Genomic DNA, 20,891 nt, shown 5'->3' on the forward strand with positions numbered 1-20,891 from the left:
GATTGATTTACCAGCGACACGAGGAAGAGAAATAAAAGGGTGTTGATGAAAAACACTAACTGTTAGTGTTTTTTAAACCAGATTAACTAACGCCAGTGCACGTTCTACCACCGCAGAATCGGCTCCAGGTTTGTGAGCATTTTCGCTCAGATAGCGTCGCCACTGACGAGCGCCGGGGATGCCCTGAAACATGCCGAGCATATGGCGTGTGATGTGGCCTAAAGAGGCATCGCCAGAGAGTTCACGCTCGATATAGGGATACATGGAGCGTACTACACCAGCCAGATCTTGCGTGGCGACATCGATACCAAACAGTTCGCGGTCAACCTGCGCCAGAATTCCGGGGTTTTGGTAGGCTTCACGCCCCATCATCACGCCGTCAAGATGCTGTAAATGCGTTTTGGCTTCTTCCAGCGTTTTGACGCCGCCGTTGATGGCGATAGTCAGTGCCGGGAAATCACGCTTGAGCTGGTAAACACGCGGATAATCCAACGGTGGAATTTCCCGATTCTCTTTCGGACTCAGGCCCGATAGCCAGGCTTTGCGCGCGTGGACGATAAAGGTATCGCACTCGCCGCGTTCGGCTACGGTTTGAATAAATTCGCACATGAATTCATAGCTGTCTTGATCGTCAATACCAATGCGGGTTTTCACCGTAATCGGGATTGAGGTACTGTCTTTCATCGCTTTGATACAGTCAGCCACCAGCGCCGCGTCGCCCATCAAGCAGGCGCCGAAACGACCATTCTGTACACGGTCAGACGGGCAGCCGACGTTCAGGTTAACTTCATCATAGCCGCGTTGTTCTGCCAGTTTGGCACACTGCGCCAGCGCTTGCGGGTCGCTGCCACCGAGCTGCAGCGCCAGCGGATGTTCTTCTTCGCTGTAGGCCAGATAGTCACCTTTGCCGTGAAGAATCGCGCCAGTCGTCACCATTTCGGTATACAACAGCGTCTGGCCAGTCAGCTGGCGAAGGAAGTAACGGCAATGGCGATCGGTCCAGTCGAGCATTGGCGCGATGGAGAAGCGGTTAAGGCTAGAAGCGCGAGAGTCGGCGGATATTGTGTTGTTTTTATCTGATTTTACGTCGGTCATGGTTTGTCAGTCATCGTTTCGTGTGTTTCTGGCGGTGTTGTCTGAGGCTAGCTTTGCTGGCGTCCGACTATAGCACAGGGAACAGGTCGTGGCCGATCGATCTTGCTTCGCATCAGGGAGCATGCGTCTTCATTCCCAGTAACAGCCTTGACCGTTTCGTCGAGGTTTTTTTGATCAAGACGCCCTGTCGATAAATTAATGCAGCTCAACTTCCCAGTCTTCATAAGGTGGTTCAACGGTGAAACTGGGATCACAGTATTGTCGTAAATAATCTGTTGCCCGTTTTTCGGCATATTTGGCGTTCAGTACGTTGCCGTCTTCATCCAGTTCTAACACATTGGCGTAGATAGCGAAGACTTGTTCAAACGCGCTGGGCTCTTCACCGTACAGTGAAAGGTAATCAATACCTTCAAGCGTATTTTGGGTACCGCTAGCCATGAAATAGGCGAACGTTCTTAATGCACTGCTAAAGCTGTGGCTTAATTTCATGGTAACTCGCTCCCGTTATTACTACGTGCGCATCCTCAACGAGAACGCGGTAGCACGCTGATTTATCACGAAGGAAATACTTTAGCGGTTTAAGGGGATGAGATACAGCCGGTATCGGGAACGAAAAAACAAAGGGAGTAAGCCATGGCTTGCTCCCTTGAGGCGGTTGATGAGAACGCTTATGCGGCTGTGTGGTTGACCATCTGTGTCAGCACCTTGCGCCACGCTTCTACCTGGCCGAGGTAGTTTGCCGCTGGGATTTGCTGGAAATTCCCGTTGGCGTCTTCTAGCGCAAACGTGGGGAAGCCTTGTCCGCGCACTTTCGCCAGTAATTCTCGACTGGCGTTGATATGCTTGGACAGCGTTTCTGCCTCAATAAAGGCAAATTCCGTGCAGAAGGCGTCGCCATCCAGACCGATCTCTTCTGCACACTGACGTAGCACGGCGGCGTCGACGATTTTGAGCCCGGAAACGTAGTGCGCCCGTTCTATCTGGTGCAGCATTTCCATGCCTTTGTCATCCATCGCTTCCGCAGCAAGTACAGCAGCCGTCGGCGGCGCGGAATCCAGTACGACGCTGGTGTCGCGCAGCAGCCCTTCGTAATAATCTTCCCCGAAAGTTTGCCCGGTCAACTGCGCAATACGGCGATCGTGCGGGATCACATAATCGTGCCATTCAGGGGTGATAGTTCGGCTGTTGCTGCCGGTCATCATACCGCCGCCGTGGAGGATCAGCTCCAACCCGTCGATTTCCTGCGCGGCTAGCGCGAGTGGGGCGGCGCCGTAGCACCAGCCGCACAGTGGATCGTAAATGTAATGCAGTCTTACTGTGGCCACTTCATTTCACCTTTCAGGACCTGGGCACTCAGTTCAAGGCCAGATTCTTCTTTCAATGTCGGATAATGTTTCTTCATTGCGGCGATCAGCTCGGCAGAATCTTTACTTTTCGCCAGCTCTTTTTCCACCGTATCCAGATATTGCAGCGTGAACGTCACGTTCTTCAAGGTGTAATCCGTTGGCGCGATGAAATGGCCCGGTACGACGGTGGTCGGCTTCAGCGCTTCAATCGATTTCAGCGTTTCACGCCAGTGAATGCGAGATTCTGGCGTTTGGGTATCGGCAAGCCAGACGTGGATGTTCGCAGATACGGGAATACCACCCACAACGGCTTTCAGCGACGGGATCCAGACGAAAGTGCGATCCGGCGTTGGTCCTTTCAGCCCTTTCACTTCCAGTTTTTTGCCGTCAACGGTGAAGCTATCGCCTGCCAGTAGTTGAGGAACGACGATTTCTTTCGGCGCGTTTTCTTTCAGAACGGGGCCCCAGTGTGCCACTTTGCCGTCTTTGCTCGCATTGATGGCGTCGATGGTTGCTTGGGTCGCCACAATTTTAGCGTCTGGGAACGCAGCTTTGATCACGTCCAGACCGAAGTAGTAGTCAGGGTCGGAGTGGCTGATATAGACGGTGGTCAGTTTTTTGCCGGTGGCTTTGATGCGATCAACCAGTGTTTGGGCATCGTTACGCTGGAACTGGGCATCGATCAGGGCAACTTCTTTATCGCCGCTGATAATTTCAGAGGAAACGGGGAATACACTGGCTTCACCTGGATTAAATACATCGATTTTTAACTCAGCGGCGTTAGCAACAGACGCCAGACCCAGCGATGCAGCGAGTAAAGATACGGTAAAAACGATAGATTTAGACATGGTGATACTCCACAGGTATGACAGAAAGTGGGTTCATGTTATGTTGCATTAATCGTACGAAAAACCGCAAAATCGGCAATTGTTTGTTGCATGAAACGGACTAATCTATGGATCGCATTACGGCTGCTGAAGTGTTTGTGACTATTATAGACCGCGGTAGCATGATCGCAGCGGCAGAGACGCTGGATATGTCTCGGGCGATGGTGACACGTTATCTGGCGGAAATGGAGGCGTGGGCAGGGGCGCGGTTATTACATCGCACCACGCGCAAGCTCAGTCTGACGGATGCGGGTGAAAAAACGCTGGTGCGCTGCCGGGAGATGCTGGCGCTGACGGCGGACATGCGTGTCGAGGCCAATACCGATGATGCTACGTTAAGCGGCTTGCTGCGCCTCAGCTGTTCGCAGTCGCTGGCGCAGGGGGCTCTCGGTATGGCGATAACCGCTTTCCTACGACGCCATCCTCGGGTCGCTATCGATCTGCAAATGAATAACCGCTCGGTGAATTTAGTTGAGGAACGTATCGATCTGGCGCTGCGCATTACCAATGAACTGGATCCCAATCTGATCGCTCGACCGCTGGCAAACTGTGAGTCAGTGTTGTGTGCTTCCCCCTCTTATCTGAATGAGCACGGTATTCCACGACAACTGACCGATCTCTCAATCCATAACTGCCTGACCTACACCTATTTTGGCAAAAGCCTGTGGCATTTTTCCCGTGGTGATGAAAAATTTACGATCCCGGTAAGCGGAAACCTCAGTGGCAATGAATCGCTGGTGCTGCTGTCGGGCGCGTTGGAAGGCGCAGGGATTGCGCTGCAACCGCGCTATTCTGTGACGTCTTATCTCGACAGTGGGCAGTTGGTGGCGCTGTTACCGGAATATCGTCCACAGATGATGGGGATTTATGGCATCTATACGTCGCGCCGTCAGATGCCAACCGCGCTGCGTACTCTGTTGGATTTTCTGGTGGAATGGTTTGCTCACGATCCGCGCTGGCGGGGGTTAACACAGTGATAAGTGAGCGAATCAAGATCGGAGCGTCACTGCTGCAAGACCTGCTCTAGACGCGAAGGCACGCCTGCGGCGTATTGCTTGAGTTGATCAATGACGGTATCGACCAGTGACGAAGCAGGGCGGTGCAGCGGACGAATCAGGCTGACGGTAAAAGGAACATCAATACTAAAAGGCCGCACGACCACGCCAGACACCGCGTAATCCAACGCGGTGAGTGGATTGACGATCGAAAGCCCGATACCTGCCCGTACCATCGCACACACCGAGGCTGCGCTGTGGGTTTCCAGCACCATTCGGCGCGACACACTCTGTTCCTGAAACAGCGTGTCTAGCAACTGGCGATAGCTGTCGGCGCTCGACAGGCTAATAAAAGGTTCATTGGCAAAATCCTGCGGCGTAAGCACGGCTTTTTGCGCCAGCGGATGCCCGACAGGCAGCACGCAGACTTCATTTAACAGCATCAATGTTTGTCGTTCTGTACCGGCTGGCGTGAGGGTATTTTCCGTTAAGCCTAGATCGTGACGCTGCGCGGACAGCCACTCTTCCAGCAGCGGCGACTCCTGCGGAATAATGTGCAGATTAAGCAGTGGGTAGCGCGCTAGCAGCGGTTTGCAGGCATCAGGCAGCAGCGACTGTGAGAACACGGGCAGACAGGCGATGGAAAGCTGAGCCTGCTGAAAACGGCGAATATCGCTGGCGGCGTTGATGATCCGATCTAATCCATAATAAGAACGCTGCACTTCTTCAAACAGCTGTAATCCCTGCGCTGTCGGGTAAAGCCTGCCGCGCAGCCGCTCGAACAGCGTCATCTGAATCAGTTTCTCAAAGCGGGCCAGCTCGCGGCTAACTGTCGGCTGCGACGTGTTCAGCAACACGGCTGCTTCCGTCAAATTACCCGTGGTCATGACCGCATGGAAAATCTCGATGTGTCGTAAGGATATTGCCATTATTTTTCCCGCTACCCATATCATAGATGAATAGAGTCTGCTCAAAACGATATTTGTTTACCAGAATGGTAACGACGTATAGTTCATTCAGCCACTTTTAGTAATTTTTAATGCATTTATGGATAATTGGTAATTATTTATGCCTCACGATCTGAATGACGTAACACACGCCCTCAACGCGCAAAGCCTGCGTGAACTGCCTGCCCGTTTTGGCTGCCCGGTGTGGGCCTATGACGCCCAGACTATCGTTAATCGCATCGCCCAGTTGCGCCAGTTCGATACGATTCGCTTCGCACAGAAGGCGTGTTCCAACACGCACATTTTGCGCCTGATGCGTGAGCAAGGCGTGAAAGTCGATTCGGTATCGCTGGGGGAAATTGAACGGGCGCTGATCGCAGGGTTTGTGCCGGGCACCGATGCTCACGAGATCGTCTTTACTGCCGATCTGCTGGATCGCCCGACGCTACAACGTGTTTCCGAATTGAATATTCCGGTGAACGCCGGCTCGGTCGATATGCTGGAACAGCTTGGGCAGCAGTCGCCGGGGCATCCGGTGTGGCTGCGCGTGAATCCGGGTTTTGGTCATGGTCATAGCCAGAAAACTAACACCGGTGGCGAGAACAGTAAGCACGGTATTTGGTACGGCGATTTGCCGCTGGCGCTGGCGCACATTCAGCGCTATCAGCTGAAGCTGGTGGGAATTCACATGCATATTGGTTCTGGCGTCGATTACGGCCATCTGGAGCAGGTGTGCGAGGCGATGGTGCAGCAGGTCGTTGAGCTGGGTCAGGATATCGAGGCGATTTCAGCGGGCGGCGGGCTGTCGATTCCGTATCGTCACGGTGAAGAAGCGATTGATACTGAACACTATTACGGGCTGTGGAACGCGGCGCGTGAGAAAATTGCTGCGCATCTCGGTCATCCCATTACGCTCGAAATCGAACCCGGACGTTTCCTGGTTGCTGAATCCGGCGTGCTGGTGGCGGAAGTTAGAGCGATAAAATCTATGGGCAGCCGCCACTTTGTGCTGGTCGATGCTGGGTTTAACGATCTGATGCGTCCGGCGATGTACGGCAGCTATCACCACGTTTCTCTGTTGTCGGGCGATGGCCGCGATATCAGCCAGTCCACGTTGCGCGACAGTGTGATTGCAGGGCCGCTGTGTGAATCCGGCGATGTGTTTACCCAGCAGGCGGGCGGTGGCGTGGAAACTTTCTCGTTGCCGAATGCGCAGGTTGGCGACTATCTGGTCTTCCATGACACTGGTGCGTACGGTGCATCTATGTCCTCTAACTACAACAGCCGTCCGTTGCTGCCAGAGGTACTGTTTGAAAATGGCGAACCGCGCTTGATCCGCCGTCGCCAAACGTTGGAAGAGCTGCTGGCGCTGGAAGCGCTTTAATCGGCATTGCTCGACTGTGTCGGGGGAAAGGCGTCCTGCTTTTCCCCTGAACGTGGTGTATGGCGCAGATTGTCCCCGTGTCGGTTGAACCTGATGCGCCAGCCGAACGTCATCCCAGCGGCGGAAAGCAGAATCGCCACCGCCCCGGCAAGCTGCATCCCATCCAGTTGATGCCCAAAGGCTATCCAGTCGACCAGCGCCGCAATAACAGGATAGATAAACGACAGTGCGCCAACCAGCGCGGTCGGGATCTTCTGGATCGCGCTGTATAACAGTGTCGACATCAGGCCGGTATGAATCACGCCGATAGTCACGAGAATTCCCCATTGCGACACTGTCGGAGAGGTGAGAATAGCAGCGAAGGGGGCAAGAACCACGACGCCAACGAGTAGCTGTATCAGCACAAGCACGTGCGGCGGGATCCCTGAGAGCTTTTTCGTAATGGCGGCTGCCACGGCATAAAAGAATGCCGCACCCAGTGCCATCAGTACGCCAGACAGATAGTCTTTGTCATCGCTGTCAGCCCCTGTTTGAGCGCTGACGATCAGGACGATGCCGCCAAAGGCGCACAGTAGCCAGCAGGTTTTGTTGAGGGTCAGCGTTTCTCTGAAAAAGATCGCGCCAAGTCCCACCAGCATAAAAGGCTGCGTGTGATAAACCACGGTGGCGATGGCAATAGATGCCTGTGAGTAAGCACCAAACAGCAGCGTCCAGTTGAGTACCAGCGCCAGGCCGCCGAGTACGGCAATGGCAGCCTGCTTCCTGTTAATGACGCCTCGCCGCAACAAGCCCAATAGCCCGCATACCACCAGCATCGTCAATGCGCCGAACGCGCAGCGCCAGAAAACCACTGTCATCGCGGGTTGCCCTGCCGTCAGGACGAACCAGCCAACCGTACCGGAAATGATCATCGCGATAGCCATTTCTATCGTGCCGCGAGTCTGTGGTGTCATCTTTTTCCTGCCTGTCAGTGTGAAAAAATTAGTGCGAGAGTGCTGTTATATCGAACGAAATTTTTTATAATGAACAACAGAGTGAAATAATGAACACGAATCGATTGTTCGTCAAGTCGAACAATTGGTCGTTATGGTGAACAGCATGAAGATCGATAATCAGGAAAATAGCGCAAAAGAGGGTATGCAGGTCGCTACGCCTATCGCACGGCTGGCTGTCTCTATCCGGCGTGAGCGTGAGCGGTTAAATCTGTCAGTAACCGAGCTGGCAAAGCGTGCGGGGCTGGCTAAATCAACCCTTTCGCAGTTGGAAAGTGGAATCGGTAACCCGAGTTTGGAAACGCTCTGGGCGCTGGCGATGGCGCTCGATGTACAGGTGAGCCAGCTGATTGGGCAGCCTCGCCAGCATGTGCAGGTGATTCGGGCTAACGAGGGGGCGGCGACCTATTCGGAGCAGGCAAACTATGCCGCGACGCTGCTGGCCGCGTGTCCGGCTGGCGTGCAGCGTGATATCTATCGGCTTAAAGTGCAGCCGGGCGAGGTCAGACTCTCCCAGCCGCACAAACCGGGAACGATAGAGCATGTGATTCTGAGCCACGGTCGCGCCAGAATCGGGCCTGTTGCACAGCCCATTGAACTCAGTGCGGGGGATTACATCAGCTATTCCGCTGATGTTCCGCACCTGTTTGACGCGCTGGAGGCGGACACGACAGCGGTAATGTTGATTGAACATGGCTGATAACACGGAGAAGGCGATCGGTTTTACCGCGAGTTTTGCTGTCCGTAATACGGCCCTTTCTGTACCGATTCGCGCAGCTTAAGTTCGCCGGTAAAAGGTTGCAGCGGTTTGACGTCTTTGCCTGCGATCAGATCCAGCACTTGCGTAATCGCAGTGGCGGCCATCTCTTCAATCGGCATATAGACGGTGGAAAGTGAAGGGTGCAGGTAGGTCGCGCAGGGTTCATCGTCAAAGCCGAAGACGGAGACATCCTGCGGCAATCTTTTCCCCGCTTCGTATAGCGCTTTCATCGCGCCAATCGCCATATCATCGTTGCTGACGAACAGCGCGCTAAAGCTGATGCCGTTATCCAGCAACTGGCGTGCGGCCTGATAGCCACTGGCGACCATGCTGGTTCCGTGCGCCACCCGACGCGGGTCAACGTCGATCTGGTGGTCGATTAATGCCTGCTGATAGCCTGCGAGGCGTGCTCGTGCCGTCGGCGTTTGCATCGGTGCGGTGATGCAGGCGATTTCGCGATGGCCCTGTTCGATCAGGTAATTCACCACGTCAAATGCAGCCTGCTGCTGGCGGAAGAAAATACAGCGCTCCCGCGCCTGCGGCAGATCGCGATTCATCACCATGATTGGAATGGTCTGCGTGTTGAGCAGCGTCATGAGATCCGCTTCGGACATATAGCGGGTGTAGAGAATAATAGCGTCACACTGTCTGTCAGACAGAAGTTGCACTGCGCGCATTTCGTCTTCGGGCGTATCGTGCCCGTCGGTGACGATCAGGTGCTTCCCGCTGCTTTCCGTTATCTCTGCGGCACGGCGTAGCAGGCGGCCAAAATAGGGGCCGTCAAAATTGGAGATAACGAGACCGATGCTGTTTGAGGTACGGCGAGCCAGCGAACGCGCCAGAAAATTAGGGCGGTAGCCGAGCTCATCCATTGCCTGAAATACTGCATCGCGCGTTGCCTGTTTGACCTGGCCGATGCCGTTTAGCACTCTGGACACGGTCGCTTTGGACACGCCTGCGCGTTTCGCCACTTCAAGCATGGTTTTCATGGCTGCACCTTAATTGAGTATGATGACGGGCTGAAAGCGCCTATCCATCCTTGTTACGAACATCATGCGACATGATACCACAGGCATATTGTCGGATTTAACGGCTGATGCTCGTTTCTCAACCCGATTTTTGTCAGTTTTGTGATGTAGCCATTTCTCGCCGTAACAAGACAATCTCTTCCGCCAAATCCCGGCATAGCATGGCGGTCATCAGATGATCCTGCGCATGTACCATGATCAGGTTGACGGGCACCTTTCCTTCTCCTTCATCCAAACCGATTAGCCGTGTTTGAACGCGATGAGCGGCACGCGCCGCCTCTTGTGACGCGGCAAGCAGCTCATCGGCCTGTTGCCACTCTCGCTGACGCGCGGCCTGAATTGCCATCATGGCGTTTGAGCGGGCTTCACCCGCGTTGATCAGCAACTCCATCACGGTTTGTTCCATATCGAATTCAGGGAGGTTCTCTGTGTCTTTCATCGTAGGTTTCCTTATCGCGGTCAGGAAAGCAGCCTAAGTTGGCTGAGAAGTTATGTAGCTAAGAATTTATATAGTCAAGAGTTTATGGTATGCCAAAAATCACATTTTCATCATATTGGAATTCCAATATTGTCTTGTGAGAATCATGTCACAGAAAAATAATTCATTATGGTTGATTTTTGGTATGCCAAACGCGAAAGCGCGGTACCTGCATTTACCCTGCGCGTAACGGCCATCCCGCGTATAACACGCGATATAACAATATGATGATCAAAGAGGTGGTGTTATGTCATTTAAGGACCAACTGATTGATTCATTGGGCTCCTTTGCCAATAAATTTAATAGCCTGCGGTATATCATGGCGATTAAGGCATCCTTTATTACGCTGATGCCCGTCATTATCGTCGGCGCGTTTTCCGTTCTGATTTCCAACATGGTGATGGACCCTAAAAATGGTCTGGCCAGTTTCTCCATGTTCTCGTTCCTGGCGGAGCTCAAGCCGATCATGAGCGGCATTAACTACGCCACGCTCAGCTTTTTGACTATCGGTGCCGTCTTCCTGATTGGTATCGAGCTTGGGAAGATTAACGGTTCACGCGGGCTGTTTCCCGGCCTGCTGGCGGTGATCTGCTTTATTGCCGTTACGCCAACCACGATCGAAATGGCCGTCAACGGGCAGATGATGGTGGTCAAAGACGTGCTGGCGAAACAGTTTTCCGATACCAAAAGCCTGTTTCTGGGGATGTTCATCGCCATCCTGTCAGTAGAAATGTATACCCGGCTAGAAAGCGTCGATCGGCTGCGGATTAAAATGCCGGACAGCGTGCCGCCTAATGTTGCAGCCTCTTTTTCTGCGCTGTTTCCTTCCATCATCACGGTGGTTGCTATCGCCACCTTTGGGTTTGTGTTTCACCGCGTGACGGGCATGTACCTGTATGACGCCGTTTATCAGGTGGTGCAACAGCCACTGGAATCTGTCGTACAAAGCCTTCCCGGTTTACTGGTGCTGATGTTCGTCGCCCAGCTGTTCTGGGTGATTGGGATTCACGGTAACCAGATGATTAAACCGATTCGTGAACCGCTGCTGCTGGGGGCGATTGCTGTCAACATGACGGCATTCGAACAGGGACTGGAAGTGCCGAACATTATCACCATGCCGTTTTGGGATGTGTACATGAGCATCGGTGGTTCCGGTCTGACGATTGGCCTGCTGATGGCGGTGATGATTGCGTCTAAACGCAAAGAGATGAAAGAGATCGCCAAAATTTCTTTCGGCCCCAGCGTGTTCAATATTAATGAGCCAGTGATTTTTGGTATGCCGATTATGCTCAATCCGATTCTGGCGATTCCCTTCATTATTACACCGTTAGTGACTGGCACGATTGGTTATTTCGCCACCAGTATGGGGTTTGCCGGTAAAGCGGTGGTGATGGTGCCGTGGACGACGCCGCCAATTATTAACGCCTGGCTGTCGACGGCGGGATCCATGGGGGCGGTCGCGACACAGATCGTGTGCATCATCGTTGCGATGCTGATCTATCTGCCGTTTGTCAAAGTTGCGTCTCGCCGCGCTGAGTTAGCGCAGTTGGAAGCGGAAAAGCAGGCCGCAGCGAAAAATGCCTGAAACGGACGAGAAGAGAGGTAACGCATGAGTAAGGTTTCACTGACTATTCCCCCGGATTTTATTCTGGGTGCGGCGGCATCGGCATGGCAAACGGAAGGATGGAGCGGCAAGAAGGCAGGGCAGGATTCCTATCTGGATCTCTGGTACAAGCAGGATCGTCAGGTCTGGCATAACGGGTATGGCCCGGCGAAAGCGACTGACTTCTTTAACCGTTATCGAGAAGATGTGGCGCTGATGAAACTGGCGGGGCTGACGCACTATCGCACGTCGATCAACTGGTCACGTTTTATGCTGGACTATGAGAAAGGCATCGTCGATGAGGAGTACGCAGCCTACATCGATAATCTGCTGGATGAAATGCACCGGCAGGGGATCGAACCGATGATTTGCCTTGAACATTACGAACTGCCCGCCTGCCTGCTGGAGAAGTATCAGGGCTGGTCATCAAAGCAGGTAGTGGAATGGTTTGTGCTGTATGCCGATACCGTTTTCGCCCGCTATGCCGGAAAAGTGAAGCGCTGGTTTACCTTCAATGAGCCGATTGTGGTGCAGACGCGCGTTTATCTGGACGCGCTACGCTACCCTTATGAGCAGAACACGCACACGTGGATGCAGTGGAATCACCATAAGAATCTGGCGACGGCAAAGGTGGTGCAGCGGTTTCGGCAGAAGGGTTATGACCGAGAGGGCGGCTCGATCGGCGTGATCCTCAACCCTGAAGTGACGTATCCGCGATCTCGTGCGGCGCATGATGTGAAAGCGGCACACCTTTACGATCTGTTCTATAACCGCGTTTTCCTCGATCCGGCGCTAAAAGGGGAATATCCAGCGGAACTGATCGCGCTGCTGGCGCAGCATCAGGTGAAGTGGGATTACACGGAAGAAGAGCTGGCGATCATCCGCGATAACACGGTCGATGAGGTGGGAATCAACCTGTATTACCCGCACCGGGTAAAAGCGCCTAGCCGTGAATGGAACAAGGAAACGCCTTTCCATCCTGCTTATTACTACGAGCATTTTGAGTTGCCGGGACGCCGTATGAACACCTCGCGCGGCTGGGAGATCAATCCCAAAATCATTTACGACATGGCGAAGCGTATAGAGCGTGAATACGACAATGTGCCGTGGTTTGTGGCGGAAAACGGCATCGGTATTGAGAATGAGGCACGCTTTAAAGACGATGCGGGCGTGATTCAGGATGATTACCGCATTGCGTTTATTGCGGAGCATCTTTACTGGACGCTGAAGGCGAAGGAAGAGGGGGCAAACTGCCGAGGCTATATGCTGTGGGCGTTTACCGACAATGTTTCGCCGATGAATGCGTTTAAAAACCGCTACGGATTGATCGAAATCGATCTGGAACAGGATCGGCAACGGCGGCCGAAAAAATCCGCCGCTTGGTTTCGTCAGCTACACGACACGCGTCAGCTTGAATTGACGCTGGATGATGAAGAGAAATAGACGCAGATAACCAAAATGAGGAACGGAATATGAAAAGAATCGTACTGGCTTGCTCGGCAGGCATGTCGACCTCACTGGTGGTCACCAAGATGGAGAAGGAAGCGGAAGCGCGGGGAATGGCGTTTAAGATCTACGCGATCCCGGAACAAAATCTGCGGGATGAATTGCAGGAGTTCGGTAGCGACATTATTGCGGTTCTGTTGGGGCCGCAGGTGCGCTTCAAGCTTAACGAAAATAAAAAGCTGACGGACAGCTATCAGATTCCTATCGCGGTGATCGACTCTGTCGCCTATGGCACATTAAATGGCGCAAAAGTACTGGATCAGGCGCTGAGTTTGGTAGACTAATGCCCCACCGCGACGTCAGTACGTGTGGCTGGGCGCATGCCCTAAATAATTCGAGTTGCAGGAAGGCGGCAAGCGCAGGAATCCCCAGGAGCTTACTCAAGTAAGCGACTGGGGTGAGTAAGAGAAGCCAACGTACATGCAGCTTGAAGTATGACGGGCATAAATCGGTGCGGGCCTGACGTCCGCATTCAGTGCGACAGTGTATGTAGGGTGAAAGCGTGGCGAAGGATGTGGTTCTGCAAGAGAAGAAGCAATATCAGGAAATCGGCTGTGATTTGCGCCAGAAGATTCAGTCAGGGGATTACCCTGTCGGATCGCGGCTTCCTCCTGAACGAAATATTGCGGAAACCTATGGCGTTAGCCGGACGATAGTGCGCGAAGCACTATTGATGCTTGAGTTGGAAGGTACGGTTGATATTCGTCAGGGCTCCGGGGTTTATGTCCTGCGTATTCCCGATGAAGACGATGCGGCAGACAGCGCCAAAAATCATATCGGCGCGTTTGAAATGCTACAGGCGCGTCAACTGCTGGAAAGCAACATCGCGGCGTTTGCGGCACGCATGGCAACGCGCGCGGATATCGAAAACCTGCGTAAAACGCTGGAGCAAGAGCAGGCCGCGATTGCCGTAAAAGATTACCGTGGTGATTTCGACCGCCTGTTTCACCTGCAAATTGCTGGTGCGACGCAGAACCAGATGCTGCTGGAAACGGTCAGCAATATTTGGGCGTGCCGTGACGATAACGCGCTCTGGCAGCAACTTTACACCCACGTTGGCACGCAGGGCTATCGCCTAAAATGGTTGGCGGATCATCAGGCTATTCTGGCGGCGCTGCGGCGTCGCGATGTGTCTGGCTCTTATCAGGCGATGTGGCAACACCTTGAAAATGTCAAAAATACGCTGATGGAAATCTCCGACGCCGACGCGCCGGAGTTCGACGGCTATTTATTTGATTCTGTACCGATTTTTCAAGGGAAACTGGTGTAGTTATGGCGGACATTGCTTTGACAAACACAGGTTTGGCAAACACGGCTTTTGTGAACATTGTTTATCTGGCGGATCATCCCCAGCATCAGGAACAGGTGATCGACTGGATATGGCAAGCGTTCGGCAGTCAGAACAGCCGTGAGTTCTTTGCCAGCGTGGTGCGCAATAGCCTGAACCCAGCGGCGCTGCCGCTGACGTTTATCGCGCTGGAGGGTGATCGTTTGGTTGGGACGGTAGGGCTTTGGCGCTGCGATTTAATCAGCCGACAGGATCTGACGCCCTGGCTGGCGTCGCTGTATGTGGAAGAAAGTTATCGTGATAAAGGTCTGGGCATAGCACTGCAACGGCACGTACTAGACTTCTGCCGTCGTCGGGGCTTTGACGATCTCTACCTGTACGCTACGTTTAGCGGCTATTACGAAAAACACGGCTGGCGTTACATCGGCGATGGACTGGACTACCCGGATAAAGTTGTGCGGCTGTATCACCAGCCGCTGTAGGCGGTCTTTTCTATGCAAAACTCAGAGGCAGTTTCGTGCGCTATCTTGCCGCCATGGCTATGGCGGGTGTTGCTGTTGCCTGGCGTAAAAATTATGCATCGGTGGGCTTGGCCGCCGAGTGAGCGGCATGGACGCCGCGAAAGCCAGTGCCGCGTATGGAACGCGTCACTGGCGGCTCGGTTAGCGGTCAGGAACACCGATGGAACCGCGTAGCGGCATAATTTAGCCGTAAGCCTGGGGTCACGGGGCGAGCGGCGTTTGAGCCGCCCCGCGTCGGGCGCGTGCTACGAGGTAGCATGAAAATAATGGTATTATCGCGCACGAAATTGTCTCTCAGTTTGCATAAAAAAGTGACTAAGAGACAGCAGACCCGAGATGTATCGGGACATCAAAACGATGTCCAGTCTCCTTCACCGGCTGAGATACCGCTCTTGCCCGGTGCGGCCAGCGCAGGCTTAAGGGTTAACGATGGAGTCACCGTTGGCGTACGGGCGATCTGATGGCCGTTGCCTAAGCGGAACTGGCTGACCGTTTCGGCTAACTGTGCGGCCTGCTGTTGTAGCGACTGCGTGGCAGCCGACGCTTCATTCACCAGCGAGGCATTCTGCTGGGTGGTCACTTCCATTTGGTTCACCGCAACGTTCACCTGCTCAATGCCCATCGTCTGTTCATTACTAGCAGAACTGATCTCTCCGACCAGATCGCTGACCTTGCGTACGCCGTTGACGATATCTTGTATCGACACACCCGCTTGTACCACCAATCGGTTACCCGCTTCCACGGTTTGAACAGAGCGATCGATCAACTCCTTGATCTCTTTGGCAGCCGAGGCACTGCGCTGCGCCAGACTGCGCACTTCACTGGCAACCACGGCGAAACCGCGGCCTTGCTCACCGGCTCGTGCGGCTTCTACGGCAGCATTCAGCGCCAGAATATTGGTCTGGAACGCGATGCTGTCGATGACGCCGATGATATCGACGATCTTCTTCGAGGAAGAATCGATCGCGCCCATCGTTTCCACCACTTCTGTCACCAACTGCCCACCCGACTGCGCTTGCTGCGTGGTCGATTGTGCCAGTTGGTTGGCCTGACGGGCGTTATCGGCATTCTGTCTGACCGTCGAGCTTAACTGCTCAATGGAGGCGGCGGTTTCCTGTAACGCACTGGCCTGCTCTTCCGTACGGCTGGAAAGGTCGATATTACCTGCGGCAAGCTGTGAAGAAGCCCCCGCGATAGATTCAGACCCTTGGCGAACTTCGCCAACGATGGAACGCAGACGCACCGTCATATCTTGCAGAGCGTGCAGTAATTGAGCCGCTTCGTCGCGTCCTTCCGGCTGAATATCGTGCGTCAGATCGCCAGCCGCAACAGCCTGTGTCGCCCTGACGGCTCGCGCCAGCGGCTGCACGATACTGCGTGTGAGCACCCAGGCGATCAGCACGCCGATAATGGCGCTCAGCACGCCCGTGACGGCAAGGATGAGATCGCCACGGCTTGCGCCAGCGTTAATGTTTTTCCCCATTTGGTCGATGCTGGCGCGCTGGTGGTCGCGCAGCGCTTCCACGCTTGCCAGATAGCCATTGGAAGCGGGAACGAACTCATTGTCGAAGAGCGTTCTGGCGCGATCGAAATTACCCGCGCCTTTTTCCGTGATAATCGCATCGCGCTTTTTAATGTAGGACTGGCGATATTCGCCAACTTTGTCGAATAAGGCTTTTTCTTCTGGCGTAGAGATCAGGCTGGCAAAATCCTCCTGCCGTTTACCGCTTTCTTTACTGGCACGGGTGTTTTCTGCGGCAAATAGCTCAACCAGTGAATCGTCATTACTGCGTGCTACCGCCATACTGCGCTGGACACCGGCGACAAGCGTGGCATGCCAGTCCGATGCCAGCCGTTCTTTGCGCAGCGGCTCTTGCATCATCTGTTGTGTACTGCTGGACACCTGGTTAAGTTGGTAAATACCGCTGGTCAGCATGGCCAGCGAAAGCGCAATGAGTAGGCCAAAGCCACCGGCCAGTCGGGTACCTATTTTGTAGTTCTTCATTATTCGTTACACACACCTGGTTAAATTCAGCGTCTGCCCCATGCAGACTCCGCGATCCTACTCCTCACTTTCTGATTGATTCTGTTGAAAAAGTGGACTAATACCCCTGTGTTTGAGTGGTCATTTACTTATAAAAAGTCAGGAAATGTGATCGGGCGGGAAAAGAATGAAAAAGAGGAGTCGGGAAGAAAAGGAACCTTTAGGGGAAAATAGCGGCATTTATCTGGTGAAAAGGCTGTGAGAAGGCGGTTGGCTTACATGATTCGCTAGAATTTTACAGTTGGTTGCACTTATAGAATAACTCTTTCGATTCATCGCTGGTGAAGATAAGTGGCGATCCCTAGAGTAACAAGTCCCAGAGGTATTGATTGGTGATACATCGATGTACTCTGTACATTGAAATCATTTGATTACACCAACCTACGCGGATGCGTAGGTTTTTTTTTGCCTGAATTTCCCGCTTTTGCTATCTCCAGCGATTTTAATGCTATGCGAATGATGTGCTGACGACAATCTTCGCGTTAAGCCGCGCACCGTCGCTTGAACTATGGCGTGTATATAGTATTTTGACGTATCGCTTGGTGGTTTTGCGACTCAGCAAGCTGCCCGTTTATCTGTCTATTGGGAGAAGGCATGATTCATACCCTGTTACGTTGGGTGTTCCAGCGTCTGTATCGCATCCGGATCGAGGGCGACAGCAGCCAGTTTCAGCAATCCAAATTGCTCATCACCCCCAATCACGTCTCTTTCCTCGATGGCGTTTTGCTGGCGTTATTCTTACCGATAAAACCGGTTTTTGCCGTGTACTCCTCCATTTCCGATCGCTGGTTTATGCGCTGGTTGAAACCTTATATCGACTTTGTGCCGTTGGATCCCACCAAGCCTCTGGCGATTAAAGGGTTGATCAAGGTGATCGAGCGCGGCCAGCCTGTCGTGGTTTTCCCTGAAGGACGCATCAGCGTAACGGGATCGCTGATGAAGATTTACAGCGGTGCGGCGTTTGTCGCAGCGAAATCCGGGGCGACGATTATCCCCGTGCGCATTGATGGCGCCGAATTCACGCCGTTCGGTCGGCTGGCGGGCGTATTTAAACGGCGCTGCCTTCCACAGATTACTATCACCTATTTGCCACCGACCACATTGCCAATGCCGGAAGCCAGCAGCGCCAGAGCGCGTCGTGCACTGGCCGGTGAACGCTTGCACCAGATTATGATGAAAGCGCGGATGGAAACGCGTCCGCAGCATACGCTGTATCAGGCATTTCTGACGGCGAGATCCCGCTACGGGCGGCATTCTCCGAGCATTGCGGATATCTCATTCAATGAAGACAGCTATCAGGGCTTATTGAAAAAATCGCTGGGCGTATCGCGCATTTTGCAGCGCTTCACTCGCGCCGATGAACATGTCGGTATGCTGCTGCCCAATGCGACCATTACCGCGGCATCAATCCTAGGCGCATCGCTGCGTAACCGTATTCCTGCCATGCTGAACTACACCGCAGGCGCGAAAGGGCTGCAAAGCGCGATGAAAGCGGCGGGGATCAAAACGATCGTCACCTCTCGCCAGTTTCTTGAAAAGGGTAAGTTGACGGATCTGCCGAAGCAGGTCAGCGAAGCCAACTGGGTTTATCTGGAAGATTTGAAAGACACGGTGACGCTGGCGGATAAGCTGTGGATCCTGTTTCATCTGCTGTTTCCTGCTCGCGCGATGCTGCCGCAGAAACCTGACGATGCGGCCATTGTGCTGTTTACCTCCGGTTCTGAGGGGAACCCGAAGGGAGTGGTGCATTCTCACGACAGCCTGCTGGCGAACGTTGAGCAGATTCGTACTGTGGCGGATTTCACCCCGCGTGACCGCTTTATGTCTGCGCTACCGCTGTTCCATGCGTTTGGCCTGACTGTTGGGCTGTTAACGCCTTTGATGACGGGCGCTCGCGTGTTCCTCTACCCCAGTCCGCTGCATTATCGCATCGTGCCGGAACTGGTTTACGACCAGAACTGTACCGTGCTGTTTGGGACGTCTACGTTTTTAGGCAACTATGCGCGTTTTGCCCACCCGTATGATTTTGCTCGTTTGCGCTATGTCGTGGCTGGAGCTGAAAAGCTGTCTGAGACGACGCGACAGGTCTGGCAGGACAAATTCGGCATTCGCATTCTGGAAGGGTATGGCGTGACCGAATGTGCGCCGGTAGTCGCGATCAACGTACCGATGGCGACGAAAATTCATTCTGTCGGCCTGCTGTTGCCGGAAATTGAATCGCGTTTGATCACTGTACCGGGCATTACGCGCGGTGGCCGTCTGCAACTGCGTGGGCCGAATATCATGAAAGGCTATCTGCGGGTGGAAAATCCTGGCGTGCTCGAGACACCTGCGGCAGAAAACGCAGAAGGTGAATTGCAGCAGGGCTGGTATGACACTGGCGATATTGTCGAGCTGGACGAAAGAGGGTTCTGCACCATCATCGGCCGCGTGAAGCGCTTTGCCAAGCTGGCGGGAGAGATGGTTTCGCTCGAAAGCGTGGAGCAACTGGCGGTGAAGGTGTCGCCGGAGGCACAACATGCAGCCAGTGCGAAGAGCGACAGCAGCAAAGGTGAAGCGCTGGTGCTGTTTACAACGGACAGCCAGATAACCCGTGATGTGCTGCTTGCACAGGCACGCAGCAGCGGGGTGCCAGAATTGGCGGTACCGCGTGATATTCGCTACGTGAAAGCGTTACCGTTACTCGGCAGCGGCAAGCCTGACTTTGTCACGCTACGCCAAATGGCTGAAGAGTTGAGTGCCGAACAATCGAGCGTCAAACAACCTATTACTAACGCGTCGGAGCCTAGTGCATGAGTCAACAGACTGAACCCGCGACGCCTTTGCTGTCGCGCAGTATGAGCGCGGTGATTATCGCGCAGTTCTTCTCCGCGTTTGGTGATAACGCGCTGCTGTTTGCCACGTTAGCGTTGATCAAACAGCTGGTGTATCCCGACTGGAGCCAGCCGTTTTTGCAGATGGGGTTTGTGGCCGCGTACATCGTTTTAGCGCCGTTTGTCGGACAAATAGCGGATAGCTTCGCCAAAGGGCGGGTGATGATGTTCGCCAATACCCTGAAACTGGCAGGGGCGCTGCTAATTTGTGTGGGCGGGAATCCGTTTCTGGGATACACGCTGGTGGGCATTGGTGCCGCCGCGTATTCACCTGCGAAATACGGCATTTTGGGTGAGATCACGCGTGGCGATCAGTTGGTCAAAGCCAATGGCTTGATGGAAGCTTCGACCATTGCGGCGATCCTAACCGGCTCTGTGGCAGGGGGCGTGCTGGCGGACTGGAATATTTACGCGGCACTGTCGATTTGTGCGGTGGCTTATGGCGTGGCGCTGGGCGCGAATATGCTGATTCCACACCTCAACGCCGCCCGTCCAGGGCAGCCGTGGCATCCGCTGCAGATGGCGAGCAGCTTCTTTTCCGCCTGTCGGGTGCTGTGGCGCGATGGTGATGCTCGGCTTTCGTTGATTGGCACCAGCATGTTCTGGGGCGCGGGCGTGACGCTGCGTTTTCTGCTGGTACTGTGGGTGCCGCATGCGCTCGGCATTACCGATAACGCGACGCCGACGCTGCTTAATGCGATGGTCGCCGTTGGGATCGTTCTGGGGGCAGGGGGGGCTGCCAGACTGGTTACGCTCGATAATGTACGACGCTGCTTGCCTGCGGGGTTCCTGATTGGCGTGGTCGTGGTGATTTTCACACTTCAGCATAATCTCCTTAGCGCCTATTCCCTGCTGATTTTACTGGGGGCGCTCGGCGGGTTCTTCATTGTTCCGCTTAATGCGCTGTTGCAGGAACGTGGGAAAGCCAGCGTCGGTGCGGGTAATGCGATTGCCGTACAGAATTTGGGTGAGAACGGCGCTATGCTGTTAATGCTGGGGCTCTATTCTCTGGTGGTGAAACTGGGTGTCTCGGTTATCGCGATCGGGATTGGTTTTGGCGTTTTGTTTGCGCTGGCGATTGCGCTGCTGTGGGCATGGCTGCTCCTGAATAAACGCCGTGCGCGTCCTACGGGTGCAGAATAGG

At 53.9% G+C, this 20,891-nt stretch carries 19 protein-coding genes; 10 read left to right on the forward strand and 9 right to left on the reverse strand.

Annotation, left to right across the window (positions count from 1 at the left end; genetic code table 11):
* Positions 1-72 precede the first annotated feature (72 nt).
* The 4 genes from dusA to DUT67_RS03955 all read right to left on the reverse strand — a co-directional run bounded on the left by dusA (position 73) and on the right by DUT67_RS03955 (position 3,289).
* Entirely contained in the window at positions 73-1,095 is a 1,023-nt protein-coding gene (dusA, locus tag DUT67_RS03940; RefSeq protein WP_113632795.1) for a tRNA dihydrouridine(20/20a) synthase DusA, read from the reverse strand.
* Between the two features lie 195 nt (positions 1,096-1,290).
* Entirely contained in the window at positions 1,291-1,584 is a 294-nt protein-coding gene (locus DUT67_RS03945) for a hypothetical protein (protein WP_010279195.1), read from the reverse strand.
* Positions 1,585-1,763: 179 nt separating this feature from the next.
* Positions 1,764-2,420: a DsbA family protein gene (locus tag DUT67_RS03950; RefSeq protein WP_113632796.1), complete on the reverse strand. Its 657-nt coding sequence runs from the start codon at positions 2,418-2,420 to the stop codon at positions 1,764-1,766.
* Positions 2,408-3,289, reverse strand: coding sequence for an MBL fold metallo-hydrolase (locus tag DUT67_RS03955; protein WP_113632797.1), 882 nt, complete (start codon positions 3,287-3,289; stop codon positions 2,408-2,410). The genes DUT67_RS03950 and DUT67_RS03955 overlap by 13 nt, the downstream gene beginning before the upstream one ends.
* Before the next feature lie 107 nt (positions 3,290-3,396).
* Between DUT67_RS03955 and DUT67_RS03960 the strand changes: the two genes are divergently transcribed.
* Complete coding sequence (locus DUT67_RS03960) at positions 3,397-4,305, forward strand: LysR family transcriptional regulator (RefSeq protein ID WP_113632798.1); 909 nt, start codon at positions 3,397-3,399, stop codon at positions 4,303-4,305.
* A 26-nt stretch (positions 4,306-4,331) separates the two neighbouring features.
* On the opposite strand, the gene DUT67_RS03965 is transcribed toward DUT67_RS03960, so the two are convergent.
* On the reverse strand, positions 4,332-5,255 hold the full coding sequence (locus DUT67_RS03965; RefSeq protein ID WP_113632848.1) for a LysR family transcriptional regulator: 924 nt from the start codon (positions 5,253-5,255) through the stop codon (positions 4,332-4,334).
* 136 nt (positions 5,256-5,391) lie between these two features.
* Between DUT67_RS03965 and lysA the strand changes: the two genes are divergently transcribed.
* On the forward strand, positions 5,392-6,654 hold the full coding sequence (lysA, locus tag DUT67_RS03970; protein ID WP_113632799.1) for a diaminopimelate decarboxylase: 1,263 nt from the start codon (positions 5,392-5,394) through the stop codon (positions 6,652-6,654).
* Here lysA and DUT67_RS03975 read toward each other — a convergent pair.
* Entirely contained in the window at positions 6,651-7,607 is a 957-nt protein-coding gene (locus DUT67_RS03975; protein WP_113632800.1) for a DMT family transporter, read from the reverse strand. The genes lysA and DUT67_RS03975 overlap by 4 nt on opposite strands.
* A gap of 184 nt (positions 7,608-7,791) precedes the next feature.
* Here DUT67_RS03975 and DUT67_RS03980 point away from each other — a divergent pair, with 184 nt between their 5' ends.
* Positions 7,792-8,346: a helix-turn-helix domain-containing protein gene (locus tag DUT67_RS03980; protein WP_113632849.1), complete on the forward strand. Its 555-nt coding sequence runs from the start codon at positions 7,792-7,794 to the stop codon at positions 8,344-8,346.
* Positions 8,347-8,369: 23 nt separating this feature from the next.
* Here the strand turns inward: DUT67_RS03980 and DUT67_RS03985 are convergent, their stop codons facing one another.
* Together DUT67_RS03985 and DUT67_RS03990 are read right to left on the reverse strand one after the other, a co-directional pair.
* A complete protein-coding gene (locus DUT67_RS03985; protein ID WP_011095150.1) occupies positions 8,370-9,395 on the reverse strand; it encodes a LacI family DNA-binding transcriptional regulator in 1,026 nt (341 codons plus the stop codon).
* A gap of 133 nt (positions 9,396-9,528) precedes the next feature.
* Positions 9,529-9,873 (reverse strand): PTS lactose/cellobiose transporter subunit IIA, encoded by a 345-nt coding sequence (locus DUT67_RS03990; protein WP_113632801.1) that lies wholly within the window; start codon positions 9,871-9,873, stop codon positions 9,529-9,531.
* Between the two features lie 286 nt (positions 9,874-10,159).
* Between DUT67_RS03990 and DUT67_RS03995 the strand changes: the two genes are divergently transcribed.
* The 5 genes from DUT67_RS03995 to DUT67_RS04015 all read left to right on the forward strand — a co-directional run bounded on the left by DUT67_RS03995 (position 10,160) and on the right by DUT67_RS04015 (position 14,791).
* Positions 10,160-11,497 (forward strand): PTS sugar transporter subunit IIC, encoded by a 1,338-nt coding sequence (locus tag DUT67_RS03995; protein ID WP_113632802.1) that lies wholly within the window; start codon positions 10,160-10,162, stop codon positions 11,495-11,497.
* Positions 11,498-11,521: 24 nt separating this feature from the next.
* Positions 11,522-12,958, forward strand: coding sequence for a glycoside hydrolase family 1 protein (locus tag DUT67_RS04000; protein ID WP_011095147.1), 1,437 nt, complete (start codon positions 11,522-11,524; stop codon positions 12,956-12,958).
* Positions 12,959-12,987: 29 nt separating this feature from the next.
* On the forward strand, positions 12,988-13,305 hold the full coding sequence (locus tag DUT67_RS04005) for a PTS sugar transporter subunit IIB (RefSeq protein WP_039296658.1): 318 nt from the start codon (positions 12,988-12,990) through the stop codon (positions 13,303-13,305).
* A gap of 218 nt (positions 13,306-13,523) precedes the next feature.
* Positions 13,524-14,291, forward strand: coding sequence for an FCD domain-containing protein (locus DUT67_RS04010; RefSeq protein WP_113632803.1), 768 nt, complete (start codon positions 13,524-13,526; stop codon positions 14,289-14,291).
* Between the two features lie 32 nt (positions 14,292-14,323).
* Complete coding sequence (locus DUT67_RS04015; RefSeq protein ID WP_113632850.1) at positions 14,324-14,791, forward strand: GNAT family N-acetyltransferase; 468 nt, start codon at positions 14,324-14,326, stop codon at positions 14,789-14,791.
* A gap of 388 nt (positions 14,792-15,179) precedes the next feature.
* On the opposite strand, the gene DUT67_RS04020 is transcribed toward DUT67_RS04015, so the two are convergent.
* Complete coding sequence (locus tag DUT67_RS04020; protein ID WP_113632804.1) at positions 15,180-16,835, reverse strand: methyl-accepting chemotaxis protein; 1,656 nt, start codon at positions 16,833-16,835, stop codon at positions 15,180-15,182.
* 633 nt (positions 16,836-17,468) lie between these two features.
* On the opposite strand from DUT67_RS04020, the gene aas reads away from it, so the two are divergent.
* Complete coding sequence (gene aas / locus DUT67_RS04025) at positions 17,469-19,670, forward strand: bifunctional acyl-ACP--phospholipid O-acyltransferase/long-chain-fatty-acid--ACP ligase (protein WP_048262143.1); 2,202 nt, start codon at positions 17,469-17,471, stop codon at positions 19,668-19,670.
* On the forward strand, positions 19,667-20,890 hold the full coding sequence (gene lplT / locus DUT67_RS04030) for a lysophospholipid transporter LplT (protein WP_048262141.1): 1,224 nt from the start codon (positions 19,667-19,669) through the stop codon (positions 20,888-20,890). The genes aas and lplT overlap by 4 nt, the downstream gene beginning before the upstream one ends.
* Position 20,891: the final 1 nt, after the last annotated feature.

Origin of the sequence: Pectobacterium peruviense, assembly GCF_003312355.2 — a bacterium.
In the GTDB taxonomy this organism is placed as follows: Bacteria; Pseudomonadota; Gammaproteobacteria; order Enterobacterales; family Enterobacteriaceae; genus Pectobacterium; species Pectobacterium peruviense.

What these genes read in the sequence shown, in the direction of transcription:
- DUT67_RS03945 (WP_010279195.1), bottom strand. Translation starts at nt 1,584, where the DNA reads ATGAAATTAAGCCACAGCTTTAGCAGTGCATTAAGAACGTTCGCCTAT.
- DUT67_RS03990 (WP_113632801.1), bottom strand. Translation starts at nt 9,873, where the DNA reads ATGAAAGACACAGAGAACCTCCCTGAATTCGATATGGAACAAACCGTG.
- DUT67_RS03980 (WP_113632849.1), top strand. Translation starts at nt 7,792, where the DNA reads ATGCAGGTCGCTACGCCTATCGCACGGCTGGCTGTCTCTATCCGGCGT.
- DUT67_RS03955 (WP_113632797.1), bottom strand. Translation starts at nt 3,289, where the DNA reads ATGTCTAAATCTATCGTTTTTACCGTATCTTTACTCGCTGCATCGCTG.
- DUT67_RS03960 (WP_113632798.1), top strand. Translation starts at nt 3,397, where the DNA reads ATGGATCGCATTACGGCTGCTGAAGTGTTTGTGACTATTATAGACCGC.
- DUT67_RS03995 (WP_113632802.1), top strand. Translation starts at nt 10,160, where the DNA reads ATGTCATTTAAGGACCAACTGATTGATTCATTGGGCTCCTTTGCCAAT.
- DUT67_RS04000 (WP_011095147.1), top strand. Translation starts at nt 11,522, where the DNA reads ATGAGTAAGGTTTCACTGACTATTCCCCCGGATTTTATTCTGGGTGCG.
- DUT67_RS04020 (WP_113632804.1), bottom strand. Translation starts at nt 16,835, where the DNA reads ATGAAGAACTACAAAATAGGTACCCGACTGGCCGGTGGCTTTGGCCTA.
- aas (WP_048262143.1), top strand. Translation starts at nt 17,469, where the DNA reads ATGATTCATACCCTGTTACGTTGGGTGTTCCAGCGTCTGTATCGCATC.
- dusA (WP_113632795.1), bottom strand. Translation starts at nt 1,095, where the DNA reads ATGACCGACGTAAAATCAGATAAAAACAACACAATATCCGCCGACTCT.
- lplT (WP_048262141.1), top strand. Translation starts at nt 19,667, where the DNA reads ATGAGTCAACAGACTGAACCCGCGACGCCTTTGCTGTCGCGCAGTATG.
- DUT67_RS03975 (WP_113632800.1), bottom strand. Translation starts at nt 7,607, where the DNA reads ATGACACCACAGACTCGCGGCACGATAGAAATGGCTATCGCGATGATC.
- lysA (WP_113632799.1), top strand. Translation starts at nt 5,392, where the DNA reads ATGCCTCACGATCTGAATGACGTAACACACGCCCTCAACGCGCAAAGC.
- DUT67_RS03985 (WP_011095150.1), bottom strand. Translation starts at nt 9,395, where the DNA reads ATGAAAACCATGCTTGAAGTGGCGAAACGCGCAGGCGTGTCCAAAGCG.
- DUT67_RS04005 (WP_039296658.1), top strand. Translation starts at nt 12,988, where the DNA reads ATGAAAAGAATCGTACTGGCTTGCTCGGCAGGCATGTCGACCTCACTG.